At 40.3% G+C, this 13,450-nt stretch carries 9 protein-coding genes and 1 pseudogene; 1 reads left to right on the top strand and 9 read right to left on the bottom strand.

Annotation, left to right across the window (positions count from 1 at the left end; translation table 11 throughout):
• Positions 1–52: 52 nt before the first annotated feature.
• From Selli1_RS08455 to Selli1_RS08445, 3 genes are read right to left on the bottom strand one after another with little or no spacing between them, the layout of a single operon-like run.
• Complete coding sequence (locus tag Selli1_RS08455) at positions 53–2,023, bottom strand: hypothetical protein (protein ID WP_204864453.1); 1,971 nt, start codon at positions 2,021–2,023, stop codon at positions 53–55.
• A 21-nt stretch (positions 2,024–2,044) separates the two neighbouring features.
• Positions 2,045–3,553, bottom strand: coding sequence for a glycoside hydrolase family 31 protein (locus Selli1_RS08450; protein WP_204864452.1), 1,509 nt, complete (start codon positions 3,551–3,553; stop codon positions 2,045–2,047).
• Positions 3,550–4,032, bottom strand: coding sequence for a GNAT family N-acetyltransferase (locus Selli1_RS08445; protein WP_281872721.1), 483 nt, complete (start codon positions 4,030–4,032; stop codon positions 3,550–3,552). The genes Selli1_RS08450 and Selli1_RS08445 overlap by 4 nt, the downstream gene beginning before the upstream one ends.
• 182 nt (positions 4,033–4,214) lie before the next feature.
• Here Selli1_RS08445 and Selli1_RS08440 point away from each other — a divergent pair, with 182 nt between their 5' ends.
• A complete protein-coding gene (locus tag Selli1_RS08440) occupies positions 4,215–5,537 on the top strand; it encodes an MATE family efflux transporter (RefSeq protein ID WP_281872719.1) in 1,323 nt (440 codons plus the stop codon).
• An 81-nt stretch (positions 5,538–5,618) separates the two neighbouring features.
• Here the strand turns inward: Selli1_RS08440 and Selli1_RS08435 are convergent, their stop codons facing one another.
• From Selli1_RS08435 to Selli1_RS08410, 6 genes and pseudogenes are all read right to left on the bottom strand, one after another.
• Complete coding sequence (locus Selli1_RS08435; RefSeq protein ID WP_281845867.1) at positions 5,619–6,866, bottom strand: ABC transporter substrate-binding protein; 1,248 nt, start codon at positions 6,864–6,866, stop codon at positions 5,619–5,621.
• A gap of 485 nt (positions 6,867–7,351) precedes the next feature.
• Positions 7,352–8,344 (bottom strand): PDDEXK nuclease domain-containing protein, encoded by a 993-nt coding sequence (locus Selli1_RS08430; protein WP_087169576.1) that lies wholly within the window; start codon positions 8,342–8,344, stop codon positions 7,352–7,354.
• A 43-nt stretch (positions 8,345–8,387) separates the two neighbouring features.
• Positions 8,388–8,603: a helix-turn-helix domain-containing protein gene (locus Selli1_RS08425; RefSeq protein ID WP_087169588.1), complete on the bottom strand. Its 216-nt coding sequence runs from the start codon at positions 8,601–8,603 to the stop codon at positions 8,388–8,390.
• Between the two features lie 101 nt (positions 8,604–8,704).
• Positions 8,705–9,001: pseudogene (locus tag Selli1_RS08420) on the bottom strand (nucleoside recognition protein); the annotation flags it as partial.
• A gap of 77 nt (positions 9,002–9,078) precedes the next feature.
• Positions 9,079–11,715 carry an FtsX-like permease family protein gene (locus Selli1_RS08415; RefSeq protein WP_087169575.1) on the bottom strand — a complete coding sequence of 879 codons (2,637 nt, stop codon included), beginning with the start codon at positions 11,713–11,715 and terminating at the stop codon, positions 9,079–9,081.
• Positions 11,712–13,385, bottom strand: coding sequence for an ABC transporter ATP-binding protein (locus Selli1_RS08410; RefSeq protein WP_087253925.1), 1,674 nt, complete (start codon positions 13,383–13,385; stop codon positions 11,712–11,714). Before Selli1_RS08410 ends, Selli1_RS08415 begins: the two co-directional genes overlap by 4 nt.
• Positions 13,386–13,450 lie beyond the last annotated feature (65 nt).

The following is a 13,450-nucleotide window of genomic DNA, read 5'->3' as shown; positions in this document are numbered from 1 at the left end:
GACTGTCTATTCTTTTTTGAAGTCTTTATTTCATCCGCCTGAAAGTTGCTTTTTATTTCATCTTCACCAGATGAAAATAGGACGGATAAATTCCCGGAACAATGTTGGAAATCTGGTTTCCATTTTTCGGAGATGTCGATGTATGCCAAAACCGGTTTTCACTTGATGTTCTTCCCCAGAAAAATCCGATGTGGCAGTCTGCTCCCGGCTGATTCCAGTTTACAGGTTCACAGTAAATGATATCTCCCTGTTCTGCTTTTCCGGATTTCAAAAGAGCAGATACTGAATTGTATGTATAATACTCCACATTGGCTTTTTTGAAATAACGAAACCAGTTTGATGCGTTACATGCTCCGCCCCACAGTCCCATCTTGCCAATTGGCGCAAGATTGCCTCCGCATTTCTGCGTAACATAGGCAACAAACCCGGTACAGTTCATTCCACTGTAGCCATCAGCCCGTCTGTCACCATTCGGGTAAAGAATCTCGTGCATATTCAACGGGTTTTTCATTGGTTGATACGGAGTTCCCAGATAATAAGAATCATTTTGGTGTGCACTCAGTTCTTTTACAATCTTTGTTCCGTCAAATCCAAGTGCTTCGGAAAAAGACTTTGTCTTCTTCACCGGTACTGTCTGCTTTTTCTTGAAAGCATTACTTGTACTTCCCGGTGCTCCCTTTGTTTTTGGAACCAGCATAATTTGAAGTGCTTCCATACGGTAAGCATATCCTTCACTTCCAGAAGCCTGTCCGTTTTTCGCCCATCCAAGCCATCCGAAATTCTGGACATGCGCCCGGTAATAAATATCGTAGCACTTCGCAGCCTCTCCGGTCAGGCGAATCTTAACCGCCTCCATTCTCAGGCTTTTGGCCTGCGTTCCTGCCTGCTGTCCATTCTTCTTAAATCCCTGCCAGCCTATATTCTGGACATGCGCCGAGTATTCAATTCCGCCGGAAAGTTTCTGTGAATCCGCTGTATCAAGCCACATGGTCATAGCTTCCAGCCTCAGACTCTTTCCAACTGTTCCCATAATCTGCCCGTTGACGGATGTATTTGTATTTCCAATCTTTTGAACATGCCCGCGATAAGTCAAATCCATATTCGTATATGCTTTGATAAATCCCCTTGTTCCTGCTGCCGGTGATGGATCGCCTTTTTCCACAAGCCGGATCATACAGCTTTCCATCCGTGAACTCAGTGCAGAACTTCCTGCCGGAGCGCCGTTTTTCACCCAGTCCAGCCATCCATAATTTTGGATATGTACACGATAATAAATATCATACTGCTCGGCAAGCTCTCCCGTCAGGCGGATCTCAATCGCTTCCATCCGCTTCGATTGTCCCTGCGTTCCAGCCAGTTCTCCATCTTTCTTCCAATCCATCCAGCCGTAATCCTGTACATGTGCCCGGTATTCCACGCTTCCCTGAACAGCATCTTCTCCGCCCTGCAGTTTGATTCGGAGCGCTTCCATCCGTCTGTATTTTCCCTCAGTACCGGCCAGTTCACTCTCTTGTCTCCAGTTCTGCCAGCTCTCATTCTGGACATGTGCCTGATACGTAAGTGCCGGTTTCGCTGATCTTACTTTTTCTTTCGGAAGTTCCTGCACCTCCGTCACTGCCTGTTCCGCAGGCTCTTCACTCTCAGGTGCCTTCTCTGTATACGGATTTTCCGTTATGTTACCTTCCTCACTTGCCGGTTCTTCTTCCAAAACGTCTCCCGGAATGTTGTCCGGATTTTCTTCTACGGTTTCATCCTGGTCTTCTCCCGGGACTTCATCCGGTGTCATTCCTTCTTCCAGCTGTTCATCCTTTTCTGAATCTTCCCCGGTCTCTTCCTCTTTTCCGGATTCTGCCCCTTCCTCCGGCTGACTCATATCCTCTTCATTTTCCACACTTTCGGTATTTTTCAGTCCATTTTCCACAGATTCCTCTGCTGTAATGTAATCTTCCTGTGCATTGACAGAAAGCGGCACACTGGATACCGCCAGTGCCGCCGTCAAAAACAATACTGCTGTTCTTTTCATTCCTTACCCCCACTGAATTTATTATCCTATTCTCTCAAAAGCAATCGGAATTCCTCGTTCCGATTCGCAATATATGGTTTCGCCCTGCGACGTCCATACTCTTCCACGATCATACCACTTTCCCTTTGGAAGGTAAAGGCTCCTTCCGGTTTTCCCTTTCTCATAAACCGGCGAAACCAGATATTTTCCTCCTAACATGAACTGATCCGTCACGTTTTCCACATGTTCCTCCGGAAATTCATATGCCAGATATCGAATCAACGGTTCACCTGTAACGCTGGTCTTTCTGAGTTCTTCCATAATATACGGCAGAAATTTCTTCCGCACCTCAATGCTTTTCAAAATGCATGCAAAATTTTTTCGGCTCAGGATCCTGAACGGCGCCGCCGAAAACTGCATGGCAGGCATCAGACAGGCAATCTCGCAATGCCTGACAAACAGTTCTTCATCCAGTCCGGCTTTCTCCATGTTCTGGAAATTCAGATATTCTCCCCCTCCGATCATATCCGGACACCCATAAGCATGCCCCGTAATTCCCTGAAGCAGCGTGTCCGGAATCAAAGATGCAATTCCATTTTCTCCCCAGGAATGATCCTTGTCGCAGAGCCGCTGTAAAAGCGCATATCCCCCTGCCCGAAAAGATGCCCGGTACTCATTGTACGGATATTGTTCCCCGAACTCCGCCCAAAGTCTGGACTGTTCATCCGGCGTCACCCTTCCGAACGTTACATTATCATCCCGGTAATACATGCTGTCCCCTGCATCAAACTTAAATCCATCCACCCCCATGTCTGTAAGTGCATCGAGCTGACATTTCAGCCATTGTACTGCCTTTGGATTGGAAAAATCCAGAACTGCCGAATATCCATTCCACCATTTTGCGATGTACGGCTCCCCTTCCGGCGTCCGGATGAGAATTCCCTGATCCCTCGCCTCACGGTATTTCAGCGAATCCGGCGATACATACGGACAGACCCATACCATAACCTGATATCCCATCCCGTGGAGCTTCTCTATCATCTGCTCCGGATGCGGAAACTTTCCGCTGTGAAATCTCCAGTCTCCATAGCATTCCGCCCAGCCATCGTCAATCATCAGAACTCCGGGCGGCATCCTGCTTTCCAGAATCCGGCCGGCATATGCGAGAATATCCTCCTCATTCTGATGATAAGTAAGCTCGATCCATGTATTGTAAATAATTCTCCCAAACAGATTTTCCGCCGGCATTCCCCGAAATGGAAAATGCTTCTGCATGGCATGCAGATAGGCCTCCCGAAGGCCGCCTCCTGTCTCTTCCAGCTGATAGGAATCCGGGACCTCTATAACGCCGCTTCTGATCCTGATGTGAAATCCCTCCTCAGACCAGAGGCAGCGCCCTTTTGTCGACACCAGAAGAGGCATCTCCTGATTCGGCGTTGGATTACTGGTCAAATCCAGCTCCGTTTCCGTATCCGGACCAATCGGCATCCTCATCCCATATTTCACACAGGTACCATACCAGAATTCATTTCCTTGAAACTTAATCTTCATTTAAACTCCCCCTGTTTTTCTTTTGCGTAATATACCAGATCCATGCCATCTTTGATTTTTTCCGTTTTTCCTGTTTTTTGATATCCCATTTTTTCATATAGATAACAGAGCTTTTTCTCCTGTAAAATAGTATCCAGTTCCCATCTTTTTGCTTTTGTATAAAAAGATTCGACCATCTTGATAGCTTCCTGGGCATATCCGTACCCCTGATATTCTGGCAGAATAAAGATCTGTTTCAAAACACAACGTTTTTCAAAATCACAGATTCTAACTGCTCCAATATGTTTTTCTCCAAGAGTAATAAAATAAAAGTCTGTAAATGGCTGTTCCAGCCGCTCAATCGTTCGTTCCAGTTTTTCTCCTCCAGGATTTGTATCGTAATCCTGATACTTGTCCAGCAGATTTTTGAATGATGTCTTCTGCAAATCATATATTTCCTTTGCATGTTCCACATTGGCTTTTTCTAAAATCAAATCCATAACCTTTTCCTTTCCTGTATATTTTCCGCGTTCCTCATGAGTTAAGTATATATGCAAAGGTTGAAAATGCCAATCCCATACCTTGCTTTTTTCCTGCTCGTGATATTCCTCTTGCCAGACATTTTCCGGAATTCTATAATTAATTTATATCGTGGAATGAGATTTAAAAAGGTAATAAAAATATGAACTGTATAAGTAAAGAAAGAAAAAGCTGCATTACAGAATTGAATAAAATGGCATTGCCGTTGATCGCAGGTTCCATCACAAGTATCTTGATGGGAATCATTGATCAGGCTTTTATCGGACACATTTCCTTAGAAGCATATGCCGGTGTCGGACTTGTCTATTCCTGCATCAACAGTCTCGTAGGTGTTCTCGGTGCATTTTCGATCGTCTTTAATATTTGCGGTTCTAATCTAAAAGGAAGAAATGATTTAAAAGGTATCAGCGAAGAGTTTTCCCTTCTCCTGATTCTGTGTGGAGGCATCGGATTCGGGCTTTTTATTCTGTTTAATATATTCTGCAATCCGATTTTACATAAAGGCTTCGGATTAACTGGTAAAACTCTGCAGGAAGCGTCAGAATATCTTAGGATTTTCAGTTTTTCCATTCCACTGAATTTAGTCATCTTTCTGTATTCAAGCGTATTCAAAATATTTAAAAAAACGAACCATATCTTTGCCACAACCTTGTTTATAAATATACTGGGTGTGTGTTTAGACTATATTTTGATTTATGGAAAACTGGGCCTTCCTGCGTTTGGAGCAAAAGGTGCCGCATTAGGAAGTATACTGTCTCTGATTGTGTATCTAGGCATCTATAGTTATACAGCACGCCATCTTGTTCAGATTGATCTGCGGATTCCTCAGATATTAAAGAAAATAAAAGACAAGATCCGCTTTTCCATTCCATTTTTAGCTCAGGAATTCATGGAAGATATCTTATTTGTAGTGGGATTGAATATGATTGTAGCCCGGATCGGCACAGTAGAATTGTCAGCATACAATCTGATTCTACAGATCATTTCGATTATACAAATGCCCATGTTTGGCTATTCCACAGCTACGGTTTCTTTAGTAAGTGAGGCTTTCGGAAATGGCAGCCATAAAAAGGCAAAACAGATAAAAAATACAGCCACGCTACTGTCTTTAAGCTGTTTCGCCTTGATGTTTCTTGTCCTGATAAACTGTGATTCTTATATTATTACTTTTATCTCAGATGAAGCAGAAGTCGTGTCCCTGGCACAGTTCTGCCTTCCTGCCGCTTTGCTTGCCCAGATCTTTAACTATGGACTCAATATCGAAAAGTCAGCTCTGCAGTCTATCAATGAGTCCCGCTACACACTGCATGTAACATTTACTATCAATATGATCATACTGTGCCTGTGCGGCGTACTGATAAAAAACTTATTGATGCTATACGTCCTTTTAGGCATCGGCTATGCCGCCGTATATTTGATTTTGTATCAGCGGTCCCGCAGAAGGCTGAATGCGGATTTGCGGTAAAAAATAAATTTACTTCTAAAAAACAAAATAATATGTCCTTCTCCAACTCCTGTTTTTACCAGAATATTCGGAACCTCGCAGCTACTCTTTCACCTGCATCTCGTATTGTTTCCACACTCTGTCTGCCAAATCTGACACGAATTTTTCCCATCCATTTTCCGGTTCTACTCCCCATTCTACAACCTTCTGGATGTCCGATGTCAGAGTCTTTTCAACATCCGTTATAAAATATGCTCCATCCAATTCCTCAAAACTTTCTTCTACTGCTGAAATTGTTACATCTGAACAGTCGGATAACCAATTCCTGATCTCACTTTTCTCTACCGCGATTCCATCGGTGGTGCTAAAAACCTGCCCTATGTTCTCAATACCATCCTCTTTTTCCTGCATCTTATCATTTAAAAACAGCATTAAAAATTCATATGCTTTTTCTTTATGATCGCTGGACATTCCAACTGCCCCATAAGTCATAACGGATGCCATTTTTCTTCCTTCCAATTCCGGAATGGTCTTAACGTAAACCTCTTCTCCTCCTGTCAACGAACCGATAGGCTGTATTTGATACTGTTCTTCTATGTTATCTACCGTATCTACCAACCATTCCTGTTGAAGTGACAAGAAAGATTCTGCAAATGCTGTCCATTTCTCTTTATCAAACAAAACTTGTTGTGTTTCATAATCTGCTGCCGGCTGATACCATCTTCCAGCTGTCAAATATAAACTCCCATCGATTTCCTCTTTCAATCCAGAGCCATCCTCTTTTTCCGCCTGTTCCAACCATTCCCCCAGAGTCTCCTCTGTCACCTTCTCAATGTCATTAGATCCTGATAGTACATAGTAATAACAGGAGAGCGGAATAATATATTGCTTTCCGTCATATTGTCCTGCATTTAAAATCTTCTTATTATAGGTCGTATCATTCCAATAAGAATCTGTTTTCATATATTCATCTAATGATGCTAATGCTCCGCTTTGCATCGTTTGATATGGATTTGCAAATAACTCCGTTTTCACCTCTGCAGCATCTGGATTCGTATCCAGCAAATATACATCTGCTCCTTTTCCCGCCATAATTTGTGTCTGAAGCTTCTGAATCTCTGCATCCCGTCCATTTTCCTCAGTAGGAAGTACCTTTACATTTATCTCAATGTCTTCTGTTTTCATCATAAAATCAGCTACACTGCTTACTTCTTTCTGAATTGATGGGTCCGTGATCACTGTCAGTACAGTTTCATTTTCTTTTCCATTTTGCTTCTCACATCCGCTCATTCCTGTAAAAAGTATTCCAACACATCCCAAAGCAATGATTCTTCTCGCCATATTTTTCATAATGATGCACCTCCTCTTGTTAATTTCATTGTTTTCGATAGTAAGCTCAAAAATTTTTATTGTCTAGTTCTGAAAGCTTATAGCAAAATGTATCATCCAGCAGATAAGTATATGCCGCCTAAAACATCTGCATAGACTAGAGTTTCTTCTGGTTGTCTTATATAAACCTCATAATCTGCATTTCGATACAGGGTTGCGCCTTCAACTAACAAATCCTTTTTTCTCTGCCATATCATTTTTATCAATCTATTATGTATTTATTTCTTAATTCTCATTTATTTTATATTTTTCTTTATTGTTTTCTGTCATTTCAAATTATACTCTATTAACCTGACAAACTCAATATCACTTGCGTAAACGTCACGATTCTTTGCGCAAATGTTACTTACAGCAAAAAAATCCCGGAGAGCTTCACACTCTCCGGGTCTTTTTCCGATCCATCATCTTACAGAATATAATCGCCGTTACTGTACTGATCGTCGTCGCTAATCTTCACCCTCCATCAAAGGCATATTGATCAATTCCTGTAATTTCTTCTGTAACACACTCTTATCAGGCAACTGTAGCTGGTATTCTGCGACCATCATCGGAGATAATGTTCTGCTCATTGCATACTCAACTACTTCATCATCCTTTGATGCACAAAGGATCATCCCCACACTTGGATTCTCATGTTTCTTTTTTTTCTGCCGATCAAGCGCCTCCAAATAGAAATCCATCTTGGAAATATATTCTGGCTTAAATCTGCCAATCTTTAGTTCAAAAGCCACTAAGCACTGTAAGCCGCGATGAAAGAATAAAAGATCAATTTTGTAATCCTCTCCTCCCACTTGCACCCTGACCTCATCATCTATAAAAGTAAAGTCTCTGCCAACCTCCAAAATGAAGTCCCTCATATTGCTGATAAGACCCTTTCTCAGATCAGCTTCCTTAAAATTTGATGGAAGATCCAGAAACTCTATTACATAAGAATCCAGGAACGGATTTTCCTTCAACTCTTTTATCGGTTCAGGCAACAGCTTTTCCTGAGACAGCATGTATCTCTCATAGTATCCGCTATCAATCTGACGTGAAAGTTCTCTTGCTGAATAATTCTCTTTTACACACAAGGCTAAATAAAAATGGCGTTCTTCCACTGTTTTCGCTTTTGAAATAATAGCCAAATGATTTGACCAGCTTATTTGTGTCAACAGTGTTGTCACAAATTCATCGTCCTTATAGGTTTCATAAAATTTCTTCATCCGATATAAGCCACGTCTGTTGAACCCCTTTATGCCAGGAAAAGCATTCTGTATTTCTTCCGCCACAGTATCGATATAGGCATCGCCAAACGAAGCCTTCTCGGATTCTGTGCTCAGATGTTCTCCAATCTTCCAATACATATTAATCAATTCTTCATTAACCTTTTTCAATGCATTTTGTCTTGACTGGCTGATAATCTGAATAAGGCTGCCTGCGACTGTAATCTCATTACTCATATTTTCCCGCCTTTCAAATTTGTGACAACACTGTTGACATAAATCACGATTCCTTTCTCTCCACATAATTCAGTTCAACGTCAAAGCCAAGATCCTCCATCATAGCAAGAAACGTCTTATTCATGATCTGCTCTTTACTGCGGATAATCTTATTCACATATGACGGTGATGTTCCGATATTCTCTGCAATCTTTGCCTGCGTAGTAGATTTCTCGATACATCTCATCTTTATATCCATTTCGATATTGTTCTTTAACATATTTTTCTCCATTGTTCTTCTCAATTATTTGACTTATAACTCAATTTATTATACCACAAATCCTCATTTCTAACCAGTCCACAAAAAAATCCCGGAGAGCTTCACGCTCTCCGGGTCTTTTTACGATCCATCATCTTACAGAATATAATCGCCGTCACTGTGCTGATCGTCGTCGCTACAATCCCTGCTCCCACGATTGCCGTGGGCTCCACGCTGCCGTACTGGCTACGGAAGGCAATAACATTGACCGGGATCAGCTGAAGGGACGAGATATTCAGAATGAGGAAGTTGCACATGGCGTTGCTGGCCGATGTACTTCCATGATTCAGTTTTCCAAGCTCCTCCATGGCTTTCAGGCCTGCGGGGGTCGCGGCCCATCCGAGGCCGAGAAAGTTGGCTGGTGTCAAGCTAGGACTAAAATATTTTTACAAATAAGAACAATCTTTTCAACCATTTTATTGTCAAAAGACATTTTTTATCTTTTCTTCATCAACCGTTTTTTGACGTCACATTTCATAATTTCATACATCACAAACCAGATCAATACATACAAACTATAGACGGTTCCCATGATGCCACTGAACTGCATAATTTCTGTTCCAGTAAACAATCTTGTCTTTAATGTCAGGGCGGTAAATAGAATGCCTCCGATTAGTGCTTGAATTGCAGGAAAAAGTATAAAGAAACGGAGTTGAAATACAACTTTCTTCATTCTGTCCTTTTCCTTCATACCCAGTTTTTCCAAAAAATCATTATCCCATTTCCAGTTGTTTTCCTCCTCCTTGACAAACAGAAAATACTGAAAAACTGCCATGATCATCAGAATCAGCAGGATAAATCCATTCGCTGTCCGGGTAAGAAGGATTTCAGACTCTGTATTCTGAATCATTTGCGACTTCTCATAAAATGGTTGGATAGAACGATCCCAAAGTTGATCAAATCGATTCTTTTCTTTCAAATACTCAAGCTGATCTGTAACCTGCTTTGTTTTTCCATCCGGAATATTCATGCAAAGCAGTACTGTCGGACCTTCTGTCAGATTTCCTGCATGAGATACTGTATAAAGCTTCCACTCTTCATCTGTAATAGATTCCCGTACATTCCAATTTTCTCGATTATAGGCAGAAATTTCATTCCATGCCTTTTCAAAATATTCATCAGACAGGACAATCAGGTTTTCCTGCTTCCCCTGCTGAAAAATCCCAATCAGGCTATCCCTCTCTTCACTAACAATATTTCTCTCCGGAAAGATATTCCGATAATCAGCTGTATTATAATATTGAAGCGGCTGTCCAAAACGCAGATGTTTTTCAATCCGTGTAGTATCCCAGTCAATCGTATTGGTCTTGACTGAAAGATCCTGCTGATAGACCACATGCATCTTCTCTCCTGAAAGCTCCAGATTTCTTCTCTCTTTTCCCATGACCTCTCTCATCTGATTATAAGATGTTTCAGAAATTGCAATATGCTGTCCCTGCGGCCATTGAACCGGTCGAATTCCTCCCGCCCACGAAGGAATTTTATCACTTCCATAAATAGAGGTCATTCTTACCATCGGGTACTCGATAATATCTGCCCCTGCTTCCCCTGCAATCTTTTCCAGATCAGGGATATCCGCCTCATACGCCATGCATACAATGTCATATGGATACATACCTTCTACATTTTGCTTCATCATAGAACTGATAAACGCTGGGGAAAATACTGCCAGAAGCAAAAATTGAGCAACAGAGAGATAGAACAGCAGCCATACATTTTTCCAGAACCGGTAATAAAATGTATTCCACCGGAAAATTCCCTGATAATATCCTGCCTTGTGCTCTCGCTTTTGCAGCCAAAGCGCCAGTCCTCCCATCAATAAGCAGAGGATTCCCAGTACCGGAAGACAGTAAACCACTTTCATTTCCGCCCATCCCCGAATGGAAAACCATGCCATTCCAAGCACATAGAGAAATATTCCAATCATGATACGTAAAAACAGATTTCTTTTCGGTCTTCTTTCCTTCGCCTTTTCTTCTGTCAGATTAGTCGAATTTCCAAGTGCAATGAAATTCTCCTGATTAAATCCCAGCGCCAAAAGCATCAGTACAAGGTAAACCAAAAAGCCAAAGAAAATCTGCGGAGCACTTACCACTCCCGGCAGATCTACGTTTCCATGAAAGTTCTTTGTAAATGCCCTTCTCATGAGAACCGCTCCCACAGCTCCGGCAGGAATTCCAATCATTGCCGCAATCAGAATGTTGATAAAAAATTCCACAAGGAAAATAAGATACGCTGTATTTTTCCGGATACCAAGAATAACCATCAACCGGTATTCTTTCTTCTGTTCCTTTATGTACCAGGAAATGACCATGACCATCATCAAAACGCTTAAAATTCCTAAGATCAACGCCAGACTCTGAAAAAGTCCATGAATTCCCTCTCCAAACATGACACTTGCCAACGCAGAATCGGACTCTTCCTTTCCTCCGTAAAGTTTATCTGTCATTTGGTACATGGAAAAAACAATGTAACAGATTGCTGCAAGCAGCATCGCTGCCATAACAAAAATAACCTGATTTTTTCCTCGATAACGAAAATTCTTTCGAATAACCTGATAAAATTCTTTTGGATATTTACCCGGAAAATAATTTGCCTTCTTTCGATGGGCTCTTTCTTTTCGTTCATCCTCCTTAAGCGTCTCATACCGTTCATTGATTTCTTCCTGCTGTTCCAGATATTTCACACTCACAAATTCCACTGCCGAAATTGCCATATAATATAATGGAAAATTGACATAAAGTGTAAGATCCATAGTATTAGTAAGTACTGCAAGAAGCCCTCCATACAAAACCATACTGATCGCAGGAAGATATTCTAACCACTCTTGTTTTTTCCCACGCAAAATAAAAGTTGTTCGAATGACCGATGCGAACACATAAAGAGAAACCAATATGAAAATTATATATTCCGGATGAAACTCTTCTTCATTAAACATCCTGATAATCATTCCCGACCAGTAAAGCGATTCCCCAGGGGCACGAAATTTCATGAAAAACAATGGCGGAATTGTAAGAATCCCACTGGCGATCTGTATATGCTTAATCAGTTTCTCTTTTTTCTGAAACGTCATTTCCCCCCACCTCTGTTCAATTTTTCTATTTCTCCTTGATGCAGTCTATATATCGTGTCCATACCTTCCAATTCTTCTTGATGATGTGTTACAACAATTACAGTCTGATTTGGGAATAGTTCTTTCATTGATACTTTACGTGACTCCATATCATATCCTGTTGTCGCCTCATCCAGAAGCACAATCTTAGCTTTTTTTAATAATGCTCTTGAAACAGCAATTTTCTGCCTTTCTCCTCCCGACAACTTCTGTCCACCGTTTCCAAGGATGGTTTCATATCCTTCCTTCATTTGAGAAACAAAATCATCTGCACCACTTTTCCGGCAACTCCTTACAATCTCTTCTTTGCTATATTTTCTACCTAAGTCTATATTATCCCAAACTGATGCATTATAAAAGAAAGGATTCTGGCTTACTACAGCAATATTATTTCTAATGGTTTCTACTCCAATTTTCTGGATTTCTTGACCTTCTATTTTAATTACTCCTGAATCCGGATGGCATATACCTGTAATCAAATTAAAAATTGTTGTTTTACCCGCTCCGTTTTTTCCAATAATTGCGACTTTTTCGCCTTCATAAATCTGAAATGATATACCATCTATAACTTTTTTTTGTCTATCATATGAAAATTTCACATCTTTAAATTCAATTATTGGTGTTTTTCCTTGTTCATCCATATAGTTATTTACGCTTTTTGTAAAGAGCGCAGGTTCTTCTTCTCTATTTAAAAAAGTATAAAATCTATCCGCAGAAGGTCTTATCTTCGCAAAATAATACTTAACATCAATCAATAATGTAATAGACGAATTGATAGTTCCACAATATGTAACAAATGCTAACAGACTCCCAGCTGTCATTTGTCTTTGTATTACGAAATATCCTCCCACTAGGTAAATTATTCCTATTACAAGTGCGTCTAGAATATTTCCACAGAAAGAATATTTTTGATCCCACATAACATTTTTTTGATAAGAATCAAGCAGAATCTTCCGTACCTTCCTTAGCTCTTTATTTTTAAAGTTATATAACGTCCATAACTTCATTTCCCTCATTCCGTTTACTTGTTCTTCTAACCAAGACATAAATTGATTATTTACAATTAAGTTTTCTCTTAGGATATCTCTTTTTCTTTTTGAAAACAAAGTGACGATTCCATATTTGACCCCAATCATTACAAATAAAAGCACTGTCATATTTTTATTAACAACTGATAAACCCAACGCACCTGCCAGTACTTGAAATACTGCCCCTACAGAAACTGCTGCTATTTCATCAAAAATCGCAGACAGATATTGTATATCTGTCTGTAGCGCATTGATAATCTCCATTCCATTTTTGTCTTTATAGAAACTCATAGGGCACCGATATAATTTTTGAAACATTTTTTCATTTAATAAAGCAAACATCTTGTTATGTATTTTCATAAATCCATATGACCGCAGTACCCCACTTCCGGCACCTATGACTTTAGCTAATAAAAATAAAATAACAGAATACAATAGTACTGTAAAATTACCTTTAATAATTCCATCATCTGTAATTTTTGTTACTAAAAACGGTTGAATATAGGTTATGATGCTTTCTATAATTATGCATGCCAAAAGTAACAAGAGGTACTTCTTGCACATAAAAATAATTCTTTTTAAATCAATTTTTAATGTATTCATAAATACTATGCCTTTACTCCTTGTGTAGAAGAGGAGATTACAAATTTGTAATCCCCTCTTCTTTT

It is taken from the genome of Sellimonas catena (assembly GCF_027924685.1).
GTDB classification, from domain to species: Bacteria; Bacillota; Clostridia; order Lachnospirales; family Lachnospiraceae; genus Sellimonas; species Sellimonas catena.
Note: the sequence above shows the minus strand (reverse complement) of the source record. Positions and strands in the feature narration are given on the sequence as shown.